Raw genomic sequence first — 18,895 nt, 5'->3', positions numbered from 1 at the left:
CCCTCGCCATGCTCACCCTCGGCGGACACCGCCCCCACCTACCAAGCCGTCAAACCGCATAACCCCGCCCACGGAAGCGACCGAAGAGCCGGAAATGGGTGGCGACTGCGGCGATCGCTGATGACCAGATGGCCGCAACGTCGCTGCTGTTGACGGCGAAGAGGTTGGAGAGGCCGATCAGCCCCGTGCTGCGGTTCAGGATGACACCGCCGGAGAGGCCTTCGCCGTCGTGGACGGCGAGCACCATCACGGACGGGTCGTCCAGTAGCGCTGGTCGGAAGACGTCCGGGGTTCCGTCACCGCCGTGCCAAGCGGCCTGCCAGTCGCGAAGCTGGGCTGCCGTGGAGACCCGCCCGATCCGCAGGGCCGGCGTTGCTGGTGCGGGAAGTTCCGCCGGGCGGTGGATCCACTGGGCGTTGAAGAGTTCGACGAAGCCGCTGGAGGTGAGGTCGAGCGTGGCGAAACTGTCCTTGATCGAGCACCCGGGGGACGCGGTGTCGATCTCAGCAAGGAAGTCGGTCGGCACCGCGTCGTGGTGCAGAGTGACGGCGTCGGGGTAGTACGGCGGCGTGCGGCGGGAACTCCACCAGGTCGTCTTGCCGAAGGTCCCCGGCATGTCGTGGGACCGGCAGACCGAAGCACACCAGTCGGCATTGTTTCGAGCTGCGGCGGCCTGGAGGGAGGTCATCTCGGTTGAGGTCATCCGGGACAGGATGACGCTCCTGAGGCCCGATCGCACGTCAGTTTCCCGCTTGGCTTGATCGTTGTCGTCGGTGACCTCGGGGGGCGTGTCGACGCCAGGGAGTTCCGGCTTCGGTGGCGATGCGGGTGGTGCTCTTGTCGTGGCAGCCGGATGCTCGGGCGATGGCGGAGGGGCCGGGCTTGGAGGACGGGGTTGCGGATGGCCGGGGTGTGGCCTTTCCCGCCGGGATTCCGAGGTGCCGTAGCGCGTCGCGCAAGGTGCCGGGGATCAAGGGCCGGTTTGCGCGGCGTCCGGGGCCGAGCCCTGCGGAATCATCAGCGGCTACCGCTGTTTTCCGTTCCGATACTCCCCGAGGCCTTGTCCTCCCGTCGGTGGATGTGGCCGATGAGTTCCTGCGCCAGGGACTTGATCGTGTCGAGACCGGCCCGCCCCCAGGGGCGGGGCACGGTGTCGACGGCGCAGACCGCCCCCAGCGCGATGCCCGTACGGTCGATGAGCGGAGCGCCGAGATAGGAACGGATGCCTATGTCGTCGACGACCGGATTGCCGGCGAATCTCGGGTAGTCGCAGACGTCCTCCAGGACGAGCGCCTTCCGCCGTGCGACGACGTGCGGGCAGTAGCCGTGATCGAGGGCCACATACCGCCCGCCACGGCCACTGCCCGCGGCCATGGCGCCCAGGTCGGAACCGGTGTGCGTACCGGCCGGCGTGTGCAGTCCGGCGAAGAACTGCCTGTTCCCGTCGATGAAGTTGACCATCGAGAAAGGAACATCGGTTACTTCGGCCACCTTGTCCGCGAACGCGTCGAAGCTGTCGAACGATCCACCAGCCCGTTCCCCGAGTCCGAGTGTCCGCAGCCGCTGGGCTCGGACGGGGGCATCACGGTCGACGGGGGCCAGCAGCAGCCGGCCGTTGGTGCGTCCGTTCACGGGTGGGCTCCGAGGGTGGAGAGCGGGGCGGGGTCGGGGGTGGCGTTGATCAGATGCTGGACCAGCGTGATCAGCGCTCCGGTGCCCGAGTTCGCGATCCTGGCGTCGCAGAGGACGACCGGAACCTCGGGCGGTAGGTCGAGCGCGGCCCGTACCTCGTCGGGGCCGTAGCGGTAGGCGCCGTCGAACTCGTTGACCGCGACGATGAATCCGATGCCTCGCCGCTCGAAGAAGTCGACCGCCGGGAAGCACTCCTCGAGCCGCCGGGTGTCGGCGAGCACGACCGCTCCCAGCGCGCCCTGGGAGAGCTCGTCCCACATGAACCAGAAGCGCTCCTGGCCCGGGGTGCCGAACAAATAGAGCACGTGCTGTTCGTCGAGGGTGATGCGGCCGAAGTCCATGGCGACCGTCGTGGCGGTCTTCGACTCGATACCCTCCAGGTTGTCGGTCGCCACACTGACCTGGGTCAGCAGCTCCTCCGTGCTCAGCGGCGCGATCTCGCTGACGGCGCCCACGAACGTCGTCTTGCCGACGCCGAAGCCGCCCGCCACCAGCACCTTGAGCGCGACGGGGAAGCACTCGGAGCCCCCGGGGGCGTCCCCTCCGCCCGAGGTGCCGAAGCCGTCAGAGCTGTCGTCGTAAGCCATCGAGCACTGCCTCCAGCAGAGATCGGTCGGTGGGCATCTCATGGAAGGCCGGCGGATGCGCGGTGACTGCGCCGCAGTCGACCAGATCGGAGACGAGCACCTTGGTGACGACTGCGGGCAGCCGCAGATGCGCGGCGATCTCGGCCACCGAAGTGGGTCCGCCGCACAGCCCGAGCGCCACGGAGTGCTCGGGGCCGAGATGCGTCTGCGGATCGGTGCCGGTGGCCCTCACCAGGGAGAGCAGATCGAGCACGGCGGTCGGACGGGTACGGCCGTTGCTCACGGTGTACGGACGGATGAGCCGGCCCGCGGCGTCGTCGAGCAACGGCCCGTCCTGCGTGGCCGGCACTCTCACAGCCCCGTGGTGCTCGGTGCCCCGGCCGCTTGTCTGGCCGGGGTCGTCAGATACGGTCGGACGCTCTTGACCAGCATCGTCATCTCGTAGCCGAGCACCGCGGCATCTGCCTCGCGTCCGGCGAGGACAGCGAGGCAGGTGCCGGAACCGGCGGTGGAGACGAAGAGCAACGTCGAGTCGAGCTCCACCACCACCTGCCGGACTTCCCCGTTGTCCCCGAAGCGCGCCCCGGCGCTGCGGCCGAGGGAGTACAGACCAGCGGCCAGCGCCGCCATGTGGTCGGCGCTGTCCGCGTCCATGCCGTGGAGAGACTTCACCAGCCCGTCGGCGGAGAGCAGGACCGCGCTGCGCGTGTACGGCACACGCTGTACCAGCCCGCTCAGCAGCCAGTCGAGGTCGGCGACCTGACCGGACGGCATATCGGTCGTCATGGTGCATCTACTCCTTCAAGGTATTCGTTTCGAGGGGGTCCGGTCCGGGAGGGAGCGGGGAGGCGGTCGCGGTGCTTCCGCGGACGGGCAGCGGTTCGAGGGGCTGCCGGGCCGGCGGCCCGGCCGCGTCGAGGGCGCCGACCGGGGGCTGTGCGGTATCGGCGTCCGCTTCGCTCCGGGCGTCGGCGAGCTCGATGCCCCGCCGGAATGACGCCATGAGCCCCGGGTCGTGCAAGGGAGGTTCTTCGTCCTCGGCACGGGGGGCGGGGGCTTCGCGCAGCTGCGGGACCAGGTGTTCCTGGTGGGCGCGCCTGGGGAGTTGGGGCCGGCCGATGGTGCCGCGCACGGTTCCGGGCTCCGGCTGGAGGGCCGGAAGCGCGTCGTCCGGGCGCTGGATGCCGGGCCGGGCATCGGCGGGGTTGGGCCGGGTGACACGCTCGACACGCAGCGGCAGAGGTGATCCCTCACCCTGCCTTCGCGGCTGCTGGGACGTTTGGTGCAGGCGGAGCGGCTGACTGGGCACCTGGGCCTGCCGGTTCGGGGCCGGGCTCAGTTTCCGCTGGTGCGCGGTGGCGTCCTGGGCGGGCGGCCGGTGTACGGGCCCGGGCGGCGGGACCGGGACGGCGTCGGCCGTGGTGGGTGCCTCCGGGTCGACGCCGAGCAGGGACTGCGGGAGTACCAGTACGGCCTGGGTGCCGCCGTAGATGTTGCTCTGCAGCCGGACCGCGATGCCATGCCTGCGGGCCAGCGATGCGACGACGAAGAGCCCGATCCGGCCGTCCTGGAGCAGATGGGCGACGTTGACCTGGTCGGGGTCGGCGAGCAGGGCGTTCATCCGCTTCTGCTCGTTGCCCGGCATGCCGAGCCCTCGGTCCTCGACCTCCAGGGCCAGCCCGGCGGTGACGTGCTGGGCCCGCAGCAGCACCTGGGTGTGCGGGGCGGAGAACACGGTGGCGTTCTCGACGAGTTCGGCGAGCAGGTGGATCACATCGGCCACGGCGTGACCGCGCAGGGTGCCGTCGATCGGCGGCACCAGTTTGACCCGCGGATACTGTTCGACCTCGGCGATCGCGGAGCGCAGTACCTCGGTCGTGCTGACCGGGTTGCTCCACTGGCGCCGGGAGACGGCCCCGCCGAGGACGGCGAGGTTCTCGGCGTGCCTGCGGATGCGGGTGGCGAGGTGATCGACCTGGAAGAGGCCCTTGAGGAGATCGGGGTCCTCGACCTCGTGCTCCAGCTCGTCGAGCAGCTGGATCTCCCGGTGGACGAGGGACTGGAGGCGGCGGGCGAGATTGACGAAGACCTCGACCCGCTGTTCCTCGCCGGAGTCGTTGCTGAGCCGTGCTGCCTGGACGACGGCAGCGATGGCCCCTTCGTGCGACCGGCCCATTTCCTGGGCGAGCAGGTCGAAGGCGTCACTGCCGGGGGCGACGGGCCGCGGAGGGCGCCGCGCGGGCACCGGTTCTCCATTGCGGAGCTTCTCCACCAGCCGCTGCAGGTCGGCCTGGCCTTGAGCACTGGCACGGCGCAGGGCCAGGCAGCGGCCGAGGACGGTGGTCGTGACCCGGTTGGCGCCGAGGAATGCGGCGACCACGGCGCCGACGGCCAGCGCCCCGGATCCGCCCAGCGCGGTCCAGAGCTGGGCGGTCGGGCGGGCACCTGTGGAACGGATGGTGAAAATGACGGCTGCGGCACCGCTCAGCACCACGGCGATGGCCGGAAGCAGGGCGGTTCGCAGGATCTGGGGGCGCAGGCGGGCGTCAGGAGGCGGCTGTGTGGCGCGTGGCCTGGCCGCGGCCGAGTGGGAACGGGCACCCGGCCGGCCGTGCCGCGCGCCCTCTCGGCGTTCCGGTCGCGCTTCAGGTGCGCGAAGTTGAGACATCAGCGTCCTCGGTACATGGGGCACCAGGAATCGGCGTTCATACGGTGGCACCTACGGTGGTCGGTCAGGCTCGGGTCAACGCTCGGCCATGCTCGAACGATATGAGCCCAGCGTTGATCACCGGCCACACACAGTAGTCGCCAATCGAGCTCCCGCGACAGGCAGTTGTCAAACTTGCCCGCCATCCGTCCCGCTCTGGTATGAGCTCTCGCACAAGAGACCGATAACGCCGCATTGATATCGGTAGTCCGGCAGCCGGACCGCCGGGCGGGTTCGTTGCGCTCAGCGAGACGCAACGACAGGCCCAGTTCGGTGGTCCGCGTGGGCAGGTCGAGGCGGGTGGTGCGCAAGCCCGGGAGTTCCCGTGGTCCCACGGTTCGGCGACCCGTGTCCCGCCCCCAGCCGACGTCCAGCACCAGGCGTTGACACTGCCCCTCTCCGCCATCGGTCAGCCCGCCGCACGGCGCGTACCCCATGGACCGGCACGGGCGACAGGGCGCCACGATGCGCAACGGCCCCATCCCGACACCTTGCACGCAATCTTTACCACCCCCTCAAGTACTGCCATGCTGACCGGGTTTGAGAAATCGAAGGAGGTTCCTTGTCTCGCATATCAACTCTGGCGGCGGCACTCACCAGCGCTTTCGCCCTCATTTCCGGCAGCGCCGTCACGGCGTCGGCCGCGCCCGCGATGCCCGCCGGAGCAACGACCCCCGCGACCGCCCCGGCCACCGCCGGGCAGCAGGTCGATCCGGTCGTCTGGACGCCCTGCAACCCGGACCCGTCCAAGCCCGATCCCAAGATCTACGACTGTGCCGTGTACCCGGTGCCCCTGGACTATGCGAACCCGTCAGGCGAGAAGATCGGCATCGCCATGATGCGGCGGCGGGCCGGCGACCCCGCCAAGCGCATCGGTTCGCTGTTCCTCAACCCCGGCGGCCCGGGCGGCAGTGGTTACCTGTGGGCCACCACGACCCGGTTCGAGCCCCGCGTACAGGAGCACTTCGACCTGATCGGCTTCGATCCCCGCGGCGTAGCCCGGAGCAACCCGCTGCAGTGCTTCAAGACCGACGAGGAGGCCGACGCGGTCTTCGGTCGAATCACCGGTGTGCCCGTCACGCCGGCCGAGGTGGACGGCACGCTCGCGGCCACCAAGGACTACACCGACGCGTGCGCCCGTAACGCGGGTGCACTCATCCAGCACATGTCCACCATCAATGTGGTGCGCGACCTCGACCGCATGCGTCAGGCCGTCGGTGACTCCCAGCTCAACTTTGCCGGGTTCTCCTACGGCACGTTGATCGGCGCCACCTACGCCAACATGTACCCGGACAAGGTGCGCGCCCTCATCATCGACGGTAACGTCGACCCGCAGCTGCGCCTGCACAACGGCCTGGAGTACGACCGGCAGCGCGCCGCAGGCGGCTTCGAACTCTCCCTGGACGAGTTCCTCAAGCGCTGCAAGGCCGCCGGTGCGCCGCGCTGTGCGTTCGCCGAGGGCGACACCCGCGCCAAGTTCGACGCGATCCGCGACCGCCTTCGCACCAGCCCGGTGACCCTGCCGAGCGGCTCGCAGGTCACCCTGAGCAGCTTCACCAGCCAGGTCGCCAACGCCCTGTACGCGCAGACCCGACTGGCACCGCTGGCCCGCTCGTTGCAGGCACTGCACGAGGCGATCAACCCGCAGCAGGGCTTCGGCGCGGGGGCAAGGACGGTATCCACGGACGAGGCGGACCGGCTGGCCAAGGTTGTCCCGGCGGCGCTGCGTGAGGCCCCCGCCGACTCCCCGTACAGCGCCGACGACTCCTACTACGGCGTCAACTGCCAGGACAAGCCGTACCCGACGAACCCCAAGGTGTTTGCGAACCTGGCCCGCCCCTGGGAGCAGGACGCCCCCACCTTCGGCCGGTACCAGGCCTACGACGCGCCCGCATGCGCGACCTGGCCGTCGCCCGCACGTGCCGCTGAGCAGTACCCCGGCCCGTGGAACAAGCAGACCGCCAACCCGGTCATGGTCATCGGCAACACCTTCGACCCGGCCACCCAGTACAAGTTCTCCCAGAACATGCAGCGGGAGCTCGGCAACGCTGTGCTGGTCACGGTCGACGTGATCGAGCACTGCGCGGTCGGCCGGAGCAAGGCCCTCAATGGGCTGGTGACCTCCTACCTGGTGGACCAGGTCACGCCGAAGCCCGGCCAGGTCCTCAAGCCGGACCTCGACCCGTTCCCGGTGCCGGGCGCCTGACATATCGTCTGAGAACTGGAAGCACGTACACCACCGCGGGCGCGATGACGGCCGAACCGCCAGTCACCGCGCCCGCGGCTCTCCTCCGGTGATCCGAAGGCAGCCGCTGGGGCGGCTCGAAGGGCTCCCCCGGCCGCGGCAGCGCCAGCCTGGCGCCTGCGGCACTTCCCCAACGAGTCCGCAGCGCTCAAGTGCGTCTGCCCGGCCCTGATGATCCTGGACCCGACCGGCAAGGGCCGCAAGCGCTGGACCATACGCTGGAAGGCGCCCCTCAACGCCTTCCAGATCGCGCCTTTCTGGCCGAGCTCTTACGCCGCGTGCCTCCGCAGCGTCTTCGCGGTGACACCGATCCCGGCCACGACGGCCGCCAGGAGGGTACCGACGATGGCGGTCGTGAGGGTGCCGGTGCTCAGGTGCAGGCCCACGTCGGACGAGGTGGCCTGGGAGAGGCCGGAGGCCATGCCCGCCAGCGGAGGCAGCGTCACCAGGACGCCGAGGGCGGCGCCGATGACGATGACCAGAACGGTCTCGCCCGCCGAGAACAGGAGCAGCTGGCCGACGGTGCCACCGGCGGACTTCATCACCCCGAAGTCGCGGCGCCGGCCGTGGGCGGCCATGGCCATGCTGTTGGCGACGGCGATCACGCTGTAGCCGACGGCGATCACGATCAGCATCATGGCGAGGGCGTCGGTGAGCTTGGCGTCGGTCTCGTAGTCGGCCAGCGCGTACTCGGCGGCGTCGTGCAGGGCGGTGCCGGGGACCGCGTCGCTGGCCTCGGCGTCGCCGGGGACGAAGATGTCATCGGTGAGCGCGGCCGGGTCGCGGGTGCGGACCAAGTCACGGGCGACCACGAAGTCACCGCGGGCCGGGTCGTCGGGCAGAACCGCCACGACGCGCAGCGTGACGCTGGTGCCGTCGGCGAACCGGACCGGAACCTCCTGGCCCTTCTTCAGGCCCAGGTCCTGTGCGGTGCGCTCACCAAGCACGGCCTCGCCGGGCTTGTTCCACCGCGGGTCCCGGGTGCCCAGGACGTCCAGGACGGTGGCCGCGGCCGCGTTCTCCGCATTCTGTGCGTCCTTCCTCACGAACGCGCGGGTCGGCAGGGCGGCCTTGCCCACCGGGTTAGCAGCGACCACCTCGTCGGTGTTGCCGGGCGTGCCGTCCGGGGTGACGATCGTCTGGCCCGAGACCTTCAGGGCCTCACCGGCCGGGTAGGCCACCCGCATGGTCTCCACCATGCCGCTGAGCAGGACCGCGAAACCGACGGCGGCGATCACGGGGGCCACCAGGGAGGCGGCACGGCGGGGGTTGGCGACCAGTTCTGCCCGGATCAGAACCGGACCGGCCGATCCGCCGCGCTGGAACGGAGCGGTCAGGAACCGGCCCACAGGCCCGATAAACACGGGAGTCAGCAGGGCCGCCGCGACGATCAGTGTCATGGTGGCGAAGATCGCCATGTTGATGCGGTCGTCGGCACTGGAGGTGGCGGTGCCGACGGCGAGCAGCACGCCGAGACCGAGGACGGCGAGGCCGGCGATCCAACGGCCGCGCCCCATGCCCTTGTCGGCGGAGCGGCTGTCGAGGAGGGCCTCGACGGGAGCGACCCGAGCGGCCTTGCGGCCAGCGGTCCAGGCACCCATCACGCTGACCCCTCCACCGATCACGGAGGCCGTGAGCAGCGGCCAGGCGGCGACGGTGATCTCCATGTCCGGCGGGGTCACGTCCAGACCGTCGAGGACGGAGCGCAGCAGCGGGGCGGCGGCCACGCCGGCCACACAGCCGGCGATCGAACCGAGCAGGCCGACCACGGCGGCCTCGCCCAGGATCATGCGGCGGATCTGGGCGGGGGAGGCGCCGATGGTGCGCAGCAGACCGATATCACGACGGCGCATCCCGGTCGCCAGGACCAGCATGGAGGCGATGACGAACACCGTGGTGAAAAGGCCGAGGATGGCCATGGCACTGATGAGCTGCACGCCCAGGAAACGCTTGTGCTCGATGTACGCGGGCTGGAGCTCGGCCCGGCCGTTGCCGGAGACCACGCTGCCCTTGTCGCCGAGCACCTTCTGCGCCGCGGTGACGATCGCGCCGGTGTCGGCTCCCCTGTCGGCGATCAGGGCGATCGTGCGGACACCGGGCTGCTGCCGCGCGGCGAACGCTGCGCTGAAGTAGTAGCCGGGGCCGTCCACCGTGCCGACGACGGTGAACTGCCAGCGGCCCTGGGCGATATTGACGGTCAGTTCGCTGCCCACAGCCGCGCCCAGGGCGCGGTCCACCACGACCTCGTCCGTGCCGCTCGGAGCCCGGCCGGAGACCAGCTCGTAGGACGCCATCCGCGCGCTGCCGAAGCCGTGGCCGGACTCCAGGGCGCCCTCGTCGGTGACGGGCTCGCCGTCCTTGATCGCCTGGGCGTAGAAGGAGCGGTCAACCACGGCGTCGGCCACGCCCGGAACCTTGTCGAGTCCGGCCAGCGGCGGCTCGGCCTCGGACGGGCTCCACGGCATACGGTCCTCGGGGCTGCCGTCGGTGTCGACGGCCTGCTCGGGCAGGGCCAGGGCGGCGGTGCCCGCGTACCGGGCCTGTACGTCGGGGCGGGCGGAATCGTAGATGACCAGGGTGGTGGTAATCAGGGCCACGCCGACCAGGATGGCGACGAAGGCCCCGAGGAACCCGGACCAGCGCTCGCGTACGTTCGCGAGGATCAGCATCACGCCTCCAGCCGGGCCATGTGGGTGGCGATGGCGGCGGCGTTGTTGCCACCGGAACGGCGGTCGAGCGGGATACGGTCGGCGATCCGGCCGTCCTTGAGGAAGACCACGACGTCGGCCATGGCCGCGGCCACCGGATCGTGCGTGACCATCAGGGTGGTCTGGCCCTCCTCGTCCACCAGCATCCGCATCATCCGCAGCACCTCGCCAGAGGTGACGGTGTCCAGGGCGCCGGTGGGCTCGTCCGCGAAGAGGACGTCGGGACGGGTGACGAGGGCCCGGGCAAGGGCGACACGCTGCTGCTGACCGCCGGAGAGCCGGCTGGGGCGGTGCCCGGCGCGCTCAGCCAGACCGACTGAGCCGAGCGCGTTCGCGACCTGTTCGCGGCTGACCTTGCGGCCGGCGAACCGGGACGGCAGTTCGACGTTCTGGGCCGCCGTCAGGGACTCCACCAGGTTGAAGGCCTGGAAGACGAATCCGACGTGGTCACGGCGGAGCTTGGTGCGCTCCTTCTCGTTCAGCCGGCCGATGTCCACGCCGGCGAGGACGATCCGGCCATCGGTCGGCTGCTCCAGCCCGGCCGCGCACTGCAGCAGGGTCGACTTCCCGGAGCCGGAGGGACCCATGATGGCGGTGAAGGTGCCGCGCGGGAAGCCGATGGAGACACCGTCCAGCGCGGTCACCCGATTACCTCCGGCGCCGTGGACCTTGCGTACGCCGTGGAGTTCGACCACGTCCTGCACGGGGGTTTGCCTCGTTGTCGTCATGCGTCGATTCCAGTGCACAGAAAGTGAGCGGGGCACTGACCCGCTCTCTACCCCTGAGGTAGAGGCAGCTCTACTTTTGGCTCGTCAAGGGGACCACCGCTGGGTACGAGCCCCGAAGTCCCGGTTCCCACGGCTAGGTTGATCGCATGCATCCCACAACAGCCTGGCAGGCCATGGCTCAGCGCCCCCTGAGCTTCCTGACCTCGAGCTGGCCCTGGCGGTCGCTGGCCTACCTGAGCGGGGGCGTCGTGGTCGGCGCCGCGGCCGTGCTGGTCTTCGCTCTGGGGCTGGCCGCGGGGCTCGCCCTGCTGATCGTGCTGATCGGCGTCGCGCCCCTGGTCGGCATGGTGCTGGTCTCCACCGTGGTGGCCAGGGTGGAGCGCCGTCGGCTGCACCTGGTGGACCTGGACCGTCTGTCCGATCCGCATCGTGCCCCGGACGGCACCGGCCTGCGCGCCTGGGTCGCCACCCGCCTCAAGGAGCGGGTGACATGGCGGGAGCTGTCGTTCACGCTGCTTTCGGCGGCGGCGCTGTGGTGGCTGGACCTGCTGGTGCTCAGCTTCTCCTTCGGTGTCCCCGCCGTGACCATCTCCTCGGTCGACGGCGAGACCTGGCCGTGGACGGTGTTCGGGGTGATCGTGCTGCTCGCCTCGCCGTACACGGTGACCTCGTGGGCGGGGGCGCGAGCCGCCATGGCCCGCACCTTCCTCGCCCCGCGCGACAGGGAACTCGGGGAGGAGCTGCGCGAGGTGCGCGCCTCGCAGTCGCGGCTGCTCGACTCCTTCGACGCCGAGCGGGTGCGGATCGAACGCGACCTGCACGACGGGGCCCAGCAGCGGCTCGTCTCGCTGGGAATGACCCTGGGGCTCATGCGTCTCGAAGTCCCGGAGGGCTCTCCGCAGGCCGAGCTGCTGACCCAGGCCGAGGCACAGCTCTCCGTCGCTCACCAGGAGCTGCGGTCCCTGATCCGGGGACTCAACCCGCCGGTGCTCGCCGACCACGGACTGGTCGCGGCGATCGAGGACTACGCCGGCCGGTTCCCGATCCCCGTGACCGTGGACCTGCGGCTGCCCGAGCGGCTGACCAGGAAGCTCGAGACGACGATGTACTACCTGATCAACGAAGCCATGACGAACATCGCCAAACACAGCGGGGCCACCAGCGCCCAGGTACGTGGTCGCTACCATTCCGATCTGTTGATCCTCGACATCACGGACGACGGTCACGGCGGCGTCGCCCCCGAGGCGGGCAGCGGCGTGACCGGGCTCGCGGACCGGGTCACGGCGCTCGAGGGCCGGATGCGGGTGTCGAGCCCGGCCGGTGGTCCCACCCTGCTGCATGTGGAGGTTCCGTGTCGCTTCGCCTGATCGTGGCCGAGGACGCCGTCCTGTTGCGCGAAGGCCTGGTCGGGCTCCTCGAACGGGTCGGCCACCAGGTGGTGGCGGCGGTCGGGGACGCCGACGCCCTGGCCGAGGCGGTATGCGCCGAACGGCCAGACCTGATCGTCACCGATGTACGAATGCCTCCGTCGCTCAGCGACGACGGACTGCGGTGTTCGGTGAGACTGCGCGAGGAGTTCCCCGGGCTGCCCGTGCTCGTCCTCAGCCAGTACGTGGAACGCTCCTACGCACTGCGCCTCCTCGACTCGTGCGGCGGGGCCGGGGTGGGTTACCTGCTCAAGGAACGGGTGAGCGCCGTGGCCGACTTCACGGCCGCGATCGAGCGCGTCGCCGCCGGTGGGACGGTGGTGGACCCGGAGGTGATCACCCAACTGGTCCGGCTGCGCCAGGACCCGCTGGAGCGGCTGAGCCCCCGGGAGCGCGAGGTGCTCGCACTGGTCGCGGAGGGCCGCTCCAACGCCGGCCTCGCCGCGCACCTGTTCATCAGCGAAGCGGCCGTGAACAAGCACATCGGCAACATCTTCAACAAGGTGGACCTGCCGGTGGACGCCGAGGGCCACCGGCGGGTGCTGGCGGTCCTCGCCTACCTGCGGGCGTGACGCGCCGCCGGCCCTCCCCCCGCGCCGGGCTGCGGCTCGGCGGTCCGGTACATCCGAACCGCAGGCTCACGCAACTCCAGCGGGTACTTCCTCGGTGCAGGCATCGTCTGGGCTCCTCTCGTGAGACCCATCTGACCCTCTGTCACCATCCTCCGCGTCTCGGGGGAACCCCAACACCGTCACGGACCGCCTGGAAGCCGGGCCGGAACGTCGTCCCCCGCCGTCGCGGCCCGCCGCCGTTGCTCAACAGTCGGGCCGCTCCATAAGCTCGTCAGCCGCGCCGAGTCACCCTCCGTAGCGGTCAGCGTTCGCCGGCCAGGTCGAGATCACCCTGGAGGGTGTCGGCCGAGGTCACGTCCACGGGCTTCGGGCGGCGCCAGGGGTGGGCGATCGGCAGGGAGACCGCGCGCCACCATCGATCGACCGGCAGAACGCCGTTGGGCTCGAAGGGCTCACCCGGGCACGGGACCGCCACCGGCTGGCCGACGTCCTCGGCCGCGTCCATCGTCCACTCCCCCGGCTCCGCCCAGGGATGGAGCGCGAGGTTGAAGGTGCCCCAGTGGATCGGCAGCAGCACACCGTGCGGTTTCGATCCTTGCAGGTCAAGGTGAGCCTGCACCCCCTGCGCAGGCGTCATGTGAATGTCCGGCCACGCGCCCGGCAGCGGCGTGCGCTCTGTGTGGTTCTTGGGCCAGTACTCGGAGTAGGCGCCAATCTGGATCATCGTCGCGTCGAACGGGCCGTGCTCGGCGCCGATGTCCTTGAAACCGGGGAAGTAGCCGGTGTCCCCGCTGTGGTAGATCCGGTGCTCCGGGCCCGCGACGGCCCAGGACGCCCAGAGGGTGTGCTGCTGGTTGCGCAGGCCGCGCCCGCAGAAGTGCCGGGCGGGGGTCGCGGTCAGGCTGATCCCGGCGATGTGCGTGGTCTCGTTCCAGTCGAGCTCGCGCATCCGGTCGGCGGACACGCCCCAGTGCTCCAGGTGGGCCCCGACGCCGAGCGGCACGGCGAAGACTGTGTCCGAATCCGCCAGGGACTGGATCGTCGGCAGGTCGAGGTGGTCGTAGTGGTCATGGGAGATGACGACCGCGTCGACCGGGCCGAGCGCGGCGAGCGGCAGAGGAACGGGGTGCAGCCGCTTGGGCCCGGCAAACGCGAAGGGCGAGCATCGCTCGCCCCACACCGGGTCGAAGAGGATCCGGCGGCCGTCGATCTCGGCCAGCACGCTCGAATGACCCATCCAGGTGAGCCGCAGCCCCGTGGCGGGCGGCGCGGCGAGATCGGCGAGCGTGGTGGCGTGGACGGGTACCGTGCCGGTCGGCGTCCTGCGGGCCCGCTCCTCCTTGCGGAAGAAGACCTTCGCGAACTCCAGCATGGAGCCGGACGGCCTGCTCCGCGCTCCCATGGGGTTCTGGAAGACGCCGTCGGCGAAGTTGGGTGAGCGCCGGATGCGCTCCATGCGGTCGCCATCGGGGTCGGCGCCGAATCCGGCAGGTCGCAGTGTACGGAGCCGGGTGCGGAGCGGGTGCAGGGAGTCAGCGCCGGTCACATCATCTCCTGAGGGAGTCGGTGTCGCTTCATTATCAGCAGGGGGTGCGACCGTGCGAGTAGGAGACGGCCGGGGGAATGAATGACGGCCGGACCTCGCCGCCTCAGTCACGCGGCTGCCCGTACACATGCTCCACGTGCAGTCGCAGGACGATCCGCCGGTCGCGGACCATGGCACTGCGGTAGTCGTCCCAGTCGGGGTGCTCGCCCTGCACGTCGCGGTAGAGCGTGATCAGCTCCTCCACGGTCGCGTCGTGCGGATCGGCGGCGACCGGCGACAGCTCGGCGGTCCCGTCCGCGACCGTCCAGGCCCAGCGGTCCTTGCTGGTGACGTGGTAGCTCGCCCTGGGATCGCGCCGGAGATTCCGCGTCTTCGCCCTGTCCTCGGTGACAGAGACGCGGATGATGCGCTCCTCCGGATAGTAGAAGTGATTGACGTTGGACAGCTGGGGCCGGCCGTCCCGCTTCAGCGTCACGAGCACCCCGCCGACCTCCTCGGCGATCAGCCGGAGGAGCGCGTCCTGCTCTGTATCGAATCCCGTCATGCCGGAACCAACGTCCGTACCCGTCGCAGGATTCCGCGATCCACCGCTCTGCGATGTCACATCCGGCAGCCCCCGGCCGTCGCATCCGTGACCGCAGCCGCCGGCGTCCCCTGGGGAGCGTGCGGCGGACTCGGAGCCGAACCGAAGGAGACCCGTCATGACCGCCCGAATCTCGCTCGACCCGCCCCGCAGCCTCCTCTTCCGCGCCGTGTCGTGGTATTCGAACCGTACGTACGGGAAGGTCATCGATCCCGTACGGGCCACCGCCCACCACACCAAGGTGCTGTGGGCCGAGCTCCGCCTCGAGCTGGCCGTGGGCCGGTGGAAGGCACTGGACCCGCAACTCAAGGCCCTTGCGGTGATGACGTCCGCGGCGACCGTGGGCTGCAGCTGGTGCATGGACTTCGGCTACTGGGAGCACCACCGGCACGGGATGGACCCCGGCAAACTGCGCGAGGTGCCGGTGTGGCGGGAGAGCAAGGTGTACACACCGCTGGAGCGTGACGTCATGGAGTACGCGGAGGCGATGAGCCTCACCCCGCCGGAGGTCACGGACGAGTTGGTGGACCGGCTCAAAATCGCGCTCGGTGAGAAGGCCCTGGTGGAGCTGACGACCATGGTCGCCGTGGAGAACATGCGCTCGCGCACGAACTCCGCACTGGGTCTGACCAGCCAGGGCTTCAAGGACCAGTGCGAGGTGCCGAGCCCCGCCGCCCCCTGACGGTCGCACTCTCGCCACTGAGCACCCATGCAGCAAAGATCGGATTGACAGGGGCGCCCCCGTCTCTCGATACTGACTGGCGATTCAGTAAATCGACCTGTGAGTGGCGGGAGGCGGCGTGTCCGAGCAGCCGAGGCCGACCTCGCTGACCGGTGGCGAAGCCGTGGTTCGCGCACTGACGGAGCACGATGTGACGCAGGCGTTCGGGATTCCGGGAACACACAACCTGGAGATCTACCGGCATCTGGACCCGTACGGCATCGCACATGTCACCCCGCGCCACGAGCAGGGCGCGGGGTACGCCGCCAACGCGTACGCGCGGGTCACCGGACGCCCCGGTGTGGCGATCACCACCACCGGTCCGGCGCTGCTGAACATCGCGGCGGCGGTCGGGCAGGCGTACTCGGACAGCGTGCCGCTGCTGGTCGTCTCGCCCGGCATGCCACTTCGCCACCCACGCCAGTCGACCGGTCTGCTGCACGAGATGCGCAGCCAGACCGAGGCGCTGCGGGGGGTCTCGGCTTTCAGCCACCGGGTGTCGACGGTCGACGAGATCTTCTCCGCGGCGGCGCGCGCCTTCACGCTGCTCCGCACCTGGCGCCCGCGCCCGGCCCACATCGAGGTGCCGCTCGATCTGCTGGAGACGCCGGCACCGGCGGGTCCGGTGCGGCTCGCCCCGCCCACGCCCGCGACCTGCCCGCCCGGTCCCGCGCTGCGGGACGCGGCGCAGGCGCTGCGGTCGGCCCGACAGCCCGCACTGGTCCTCGGCGGCGGTGCCGGGAACGCCGCTGCGCAGTGCCGGACGCTGGCCGAGGAGCTGGGTGCACCGGTGGTCACGACCGCCAACGGCAAGGGGATCGTCGACGAGACGCACCCGCTGTCGCTCGGGGTGGGTCCGGCGGGGCGCTATCTCCATCCGACCGGCTTCCGCACGCTCGGCTATGCCCTGCCCGCCGCGATCGGCGCGAAGACCGCATATCCCGCCCGTCAGGTGGTAGCGCTGAGCGGCGACGGCGGGCTGCAGTTCTCCGTGCAGGAGCTCGCCACCGCCGCCCAGCTGCGACTGCCGCTGCCCGTCGTGGTGTTCGACAACGGCGGATACGGCGAGATCCGCGACGAAATGGCGGCGCGCGGCGAGACCCCCACGGCGGTCGATCTGCCCTCCGTCGACCTCCCGGCGCTGGCACGCGCGTACGGCGGCCACGGTGTCCACGCCGATTCACCCGAGGCGCTCACCCGCGCCCTGTCCCGGGCCCTGAGCACCCCTGGGCCCACCCTGATCACTGTGACCGAGGAGCCCCCCGATGACGACCACGTCCCCGACCACCCCGCCGGCTCCGCTGATCTCGCTGACCTGGACGGACCATGTCACCGGACGCCAGGGCCATCTGGTCGTCGACCGGCTGGTGCGCGGTGTGTCCAGCGGCGGGCTGCGGATGCGGGAGGGCTGCACGCTCGACGAGGTGACCGGACTCGCCCGTGGCATGACGATGAAGGAGGCCCTGCACTTCGACGCCGACGACGCACAGGCCCGCTACATACCGCTCGGCGGCGCCAAGGGCGGCATCGACTGCGACCCGCGCGCCCCGGAGGCGTACGGGGTACTGGTGCGCTATCTGCGGGCCGTGCGCCCGTACATCGAGAACATCTGGACGACCGGTGAGGATCTCGGGCTGACGCAGGACCTCGTCGACCGGGCGGCGGCCGAGGCCGGGCTCATCTCCTCGGTCCAGGCCGTCTATCCGCTCCTCGAAGACGAGACGGCAGCGCGGCGGCGGCTCGCCGACGCGTTCGCCGTCGAGGTGGACGGCATCGGGCTCGACGAGCTGGTCGGCGGCTGCGGGGTCGCCGAGTCGGCGCTCGCCGCGCTGGACCGGGCGGGCGTGGCGTACCCGGAGGCGCGCGTGTCCGTGCAGGGGCTCGGCACGATGGGCGGGGCGACGGCGCGGTTCCTGGCGCGGGCCGGGCTGAAGGTCGTCGCCGTCGCGGACATCAAGGGCACCATCGCCAACCCGGCGGGCCTCGACGTCGAGGCGCTGCTCACCGCCCGCGACGCGTACGGAACGGTGGACCGGGGTGCGCTGCGGGACGGGGACCGCGAGCTGCCCGCCGACGCCTGGCTGGCCCAGGAGGCGGAGGTGCTCGTCCCGGCAGCGGTCTCGTACGCCATCGACGCCACGAACCAGGCCCTGATCACGGCCCGTTGGGTGGTCGAGGCGGCGAACATGCCGGTGCTGCCGGAGGCGGAGGCGCTGCTCGCCGGGCGCGGGATCACCGTGCTGCCCGATGTGGTCGTCAACTCCGGTACGAACGCCTGGTGGTGGTGGACCCTGTTCGGCGACATCGGCGCCGAAGCCGACGAGGCGTTCGGGCACACCCGCCGCTCGATGCGCGCTCTGATCAACCGGATGCTGGCCCGCGCCGAGGCCGACGGCTCCACGCCCCGTGCGGCGGCCCATGCGCTCGTTGCCGAACGGCTGCCGGTGATGGCCGAACGGTTCGGCTGGTACCGGTGACACCCTGCAGGTCTTTTCTCAACTCCCCTTCATCTAAAGGGTTTACGGCGAATAGCTGCCATGGCAGTTTCCCGCCAGCACCGACCGGCCCTGTGCCGTCATGCTCCTGACATTCTCGCCTCACCACCCCCTGGGAACAGACGAGTTCACGAGGTGAGAATGAGACGGACCAGATGGGTGGCGACCTGCGCCACCTCGCCGCCGCCCTTGCCGCTGGATCACTCCCTGCCGCCGCCGACAACGCCCCCGCCTTCACCGACCCGGCCGCATTCCCGGCCGGGTGGCGCGGCCCGTACCGTCACGCTGCTGCCGGATCCTGGGACACACCTGGGAGTACGACACAGTGGGCAACACGGATGTCGGGACCACGGCCATCCATTTCGCCCACCGGGTGACGCTCGATCGGAACAGCACCCTCGCACTGGAGACCAAGGGCGCAGAGCCCGTCAGGATCGGTGTGGAGGACGGGTCCGCCTGGGTGTCGCTGCAGTCGGCCACCGGGATCGCGTCACGGGTCGGCTCCGGTACGGATGCCAGGGACACCGGGCTGACCGCACCGAGCTCCGCCGGAACGCGGCCGATGCCGGGAAGCCGCTCGATTACACGGTCGGACTTACCGCGCAGGGCAGTCAGCGGGCGCTTGCCATCGCTTCGTTGAAGGTCTGGTACGCGACGGACGGCACCGACTGGAAGCAGGCCGCGGCGGCGCGTACGGCCGACGGCAGGTGGAAGGTGACGGTGCCCGCGGTGGGCACCGCGAAGGTCGACCTGCGCACCGCCGTCATGGACACCTCGGGTGCCTCGCTGACGGAGACCCTGATCGACGCATACAACTCCGGCTGCGCCGATATCTGGTGCCGACCGGCGCCGAAACCTTGAGGTGACAGGTGGTGAGCAGGGGG

General features: G+C 70.5%; 16 protein-coding genes and 2 pseudogenes. 8 read left to right on the top strand and 10 right to left on the bottom strand.

Annotation, left to right across the window (positions count from 1 at the left end; genetic code table 11):
* Positions 1-49: 49 nt before the first annotated feature.
* The 6 genes from ACIBB8_RS32195 to ACIBB8_RS32170 form a co-directional block, all read right to left on the bottom strand.
* On the bottom strand, positions 50-703 hold the full coding sequence (locus ACIBB8_RS32195) for a hypothetical protein (protein ID WP_398958166.1): 654 nt from the start codon (positions 701-703) through the stop codon (positions 50-52).
* 314 nt (positions 704-1,017) lie between these two features.
* Complete coding sequence (locus ACIBB8_RS32190) at positions 1,018-1,632, bottom strand: GAF domain-containing protein (protein WP_398958164.1); 615 nt, start codon at positions 1,630-1,632, stop codon at positions 1,018-1,020.
* Positions 1,629-2,279: a GTP-binding protein gene (locus ACIBB8_RS32185; RefSeq protein ID WP_398958161.1), complete on the bottom strand. Its 651-nt coding sequence runs from the start codon at positions 2,277-2,279 to the stop codon at positions 1,629-1,631. The genes ACIBB8_RS32190 and ACIBB8_RS32185 overlap by 4 nt, the downstream gene beginning before the upstream one ends.
* The gene (locus tag ACIBB8_RS32180) at positions 2,257-2,628 is read right to left on the bottom strand and encodes a DUF742 domain-containing protein (RefSeq protein WP_398958159.1); all 372 of its coding nucleotides are present in this window, start codon (positions 2,626-2,628) and stop codon (positions 2,257-2,259) included. Before ACIBB8_RS32180 ends, ACIBB8_RS32185 begins: the two co-directional genes overlap by 23 nt.
* A gap of 2 nt (positions 2,629-2,630) precedes the next feature.
* A complete protein-coding gene (locus ACIBB8_RS32175; RefSeq protein WP_366137160.1) occupies positions 2,631-3,065 on the bottom strand; it encodes a roadblock/LC7 domain-containing protein in 435 nt (144 codons plus the stop codon).
* Positions 3,066-3,072: 7 nt separating this feature from the next.
* Positions 3,073-4,947, bottom strand: a complete 1,875-nt coding sequence (locus tag ACIBB8_RS32170; protein WP_398958156.1) for an ATP-binding protein — start codon at positions 4,945-4,947, stop codon at positions 3,073-3,075.
* Between the two features lie 601 nt (positions 4,948-5,548).
* Between ACIBB8_RS32170 and ACIBB8_RS32165 the strand changes: the two genes are divergently transcribed.
* Both ACIBB8_RS32165 and ACIBB8_RS32160 read left to right on the top strand, forming a co-directional pair.
* Positions 5,549-7,192 carry an alpha/beta hydrolase gene (locus ACIBB8_RS32165; protein ID WP_398958154.1) on the top strand — a complete coding sequence of 548 codons (1,644 nt, stop codon included), beginning with the start codon at positions 5,549-5,551 and terminating at the stop codon, positions 7,190-7,192.
* A gap of 162 nt (positions 7,193-7,354) precedes the next feature.
* Positions 7,355-7,483, top strand: a pseudogene (locus ACIBB8_RS32160) (IS256 family transposase); the annotation flags it as partial.
* Between the two features lie 17 nt (positions 7,484-7,500).
* On the opposite strand, the gene ACIBB8_RS32155 reads toward ACIBB8_RS32160, so the two are convergent.
* Both ACIBB8_RS32155 and ACIBB8_RS32150 read right to left on the bottom strand, forming a co-directional pair.
* Positions 7,501-9,900 carry an ABC transporter permease gene (locus tag ACIBB8_RS32155; protein ID WP_398958152.1) on the bottom strand — a complete coding sequence of 800 codons (2,400 nt, stop codon included), beginning with the start codon at positions 9,898-9,900 and terminating at the stop codon, positions 7,501-7,503.
* Positions 9,900-10,667 carry an ABC transporter ATP-binding protein gene (locus ACIBB8_RS32150; protein ID WP_398958149.1) on the bottom strand — a complete coding sequence of 256 codons (768 nt, stop codon included), beginning with the start codon at positions 10,665-10,667 and terminating at the stop codon, positions 9,900-9,902. Before ACIBB8_RS32150 ends, ACIBB8_RS32155 begins: the two co-directional genes overlap by 1 nt.
* Positions 10,668-10,813: 146 nt before the next feature.
* Between ACIBB8_RS32150 and ACIBB8_RS32145 the strand changes: the two genes are divergently transcribed.
* Both ACIBB8_RS32145 and ACIBB8_RS32140 read left to right on the top strand, forming a co-directional pair.
* A complete protein-coding gene (locus tag ACIBB8_RS32145; protein ID WP_398958148.1) occupies positions 10,814-12,034 on the top strand; it encodes a sensor histidine kinase in 1,221 nt (406 codons plus the stop codon).
* Positions 12,034-12,666 carry a response regulator gene (locus ACIBB8_RS32140; protein WP_398958172.1) on the top strand — a complete coding sequence of 211 codons (633 nt, stop codon included), beginning with the start codon at positions 12,034-12,036 and terminating at the stop codon, positions 12,664-12,666. The genes ACIBB8_RS32145 and ACIBB8_RS32140 overlap by 1 nt, the downstream gene beginning before the upstream one ends.
* Before the next feature lie 301 nt (positions 12,667-12,967).
* Here the strand turns inward: ACIBB8_RS32140 and ACIBB8_RS32135 are convergent, their stop codons facing one another.
* Together ACIBB8_RS32135 and ACIBB8_RS32130 are read right to left on the bottom strand one after the other, a co-directional pair.
* A complete protein-coding gene (locus ACIBB8_RS32135) occupies positions 12,968-14,212 on the bottom strand; it encodes an MBL fold metallo-hydrolase (RefSeq protein ID WP_398958146.1) in 1,245 nt (414 codons plus the stop codon).
* 103 nt (positions 14,213-14,315) lie between these two features.
* A complete protein-coding gene (locus tag ACIBB8_RS32130) occupies positions 14,316-14,756 on the bottom strand; it encodes a PPOX class F420-dependent oxidoreductase (protein ID WP_398958144.1) in 441 nt (146 codons plus the stop codon).
* A gap of 157 nt (positions 14,757-14,913) precedes the next feature.
* On the opposite strand from ACIBB8_RS32130, the gene ACIBB8_RS32125 reads away from it, so the two are divergent.
* From ACIBB8_RS32125 to ACIBB8_RS32110, 4 genes and pseudogenes are all read left to right on the top strand, one after another.
* Positions 14,914-15,477: a carboxymuconolactone decarboxylase family protein gene (locus tag ACIBB8_RS32125; RefSeq protein ID WP_398958142.1), complete on the top strand. Its 564-nt coding sequence runs from the start codon at positions 14,914-14,916 to the stop codon at positions 15,475-15,477.
* Positions 15,478-15,580: 103 nt separating this feature from the next.
* Positions 15,581-16,753, top strand: a pseudogene (locus tag ACIBB8_RS32120) (thiamine pyrophosphate-binding protein); the annotation flags it as partial.
* 28 nt (positions 16,754-16,781) lie between these two features.
* The gene (locus tag ACIBB8_RS32115; protein WP_398958140.1) at positions 16,782-17,993 is read left to right on the top strand and encodes a Glu/Leu/Phe/Val dehydrogenase dimerization domain-containing protein; all 1,212 of its coding nucleotides are present in this window, start codon (positions 16,782-16,784) and stop codon (positions 17,991-17,993) included.
* A 654-nt stretch (positions 17,994-18,647) separates the two neighbouring features.
* A complete protein-coding gene (locus ACIBB8_RS32110) occupies positions 18,648-18,872 on the top strand; it encodes a hypothetical protein (RefSeq protein WP_398958137.1) in 225 nt (74 codons plus the stop codon).
* The last annotated feature ends 23 nt before the right edge of the window (positions 18,873-18,895 follow it).

This window comes from Streptomyces sp. NPDC051286 (assembly GCF_044455345.1).
Classification (GTDB): Bacteria; Actinomycetota; Actinomycetes; order Streptomycetales; family Streptomycetaceae; genus Streptomyces.
This window is presented reverse-complemented; position numbering and strand designations above follow the sequence as displayed.

Bases quoted from the DNA above. Each gene is read 5' to 3' on its own strand.
- ACIBB8_RS32170 (WP_398958156.1), bottom strand. From the start codon at position 4,947: ATGTCTCAACTTCGCGCACCTGAAGCGCGACCGGAACGCCGAGAGGGC.
- ACIBB8_RS32185 (WP_398958161.1), bottom strand. From the start codon at position 2,279: ATGGCTTACGACGACAGCTCTGACGGCTTCGGCACCTCGGGCGGAGGG.
- ACIBB8_RS32175 (WP_366137160.1), bottom strand. From the start codon at position 3,065: ATGACGACCGATATGCCGTCCGGTCAGGTCGCCGACCTCGACTGGCTG.
- ACIBB8_RS32155 (WP_398958152.1), bottom strand. From the start codon at position 9,900: ATGCTGATCCTCGCGAACGTACGCGAGCGCTGGTCCGGGTTCCTCGGG.
- ACIBB8_RS32145 (WP_398958148.1), top strand. From the start codon at position 10,814: ATGCATCCCACAACAGCCTGGCAGGCCATGGCTCAGCGCCCCCTGAGC.
- ACIBB8_RS32150 (WP_398958149.1), bottom strand. From the start codon at position 10,667: ATGACGACAACGAGGCAAACCCCCGTGCAGGACGTGGTCGAACTCCAC.
- ACIBB8_RS32125 (WP_398958142.1), top strand. From the start codon at position 14,914: ATGACCGCCCGAATCTCGCTCGACCCGCCCCGCAGCCTCCTCTTCCGC.
- ACIBB8_RS32195 (WP_398958166.1), bottom strand. From the start codon at position 703: ATGACCTCAACCGAGATGACCTCCCTCCAGGCCGCCGCAGCTCGAAAC.
- ACIBB8_RS32130 (WP_398958144.1), bottom strand. From the start codon at position 14,756: ATGACGGGATTCGATACAGAGCAGGACGCGCTCCTCCGGCTGATCGCC.
- ACIBB8_RS32115 (WP_398958140.1), top strand. From the start codon at position 16,782: ATGACGACCACGTCCCCGACCACCCCGCCGGCTCCGCTGATCTCGCTG.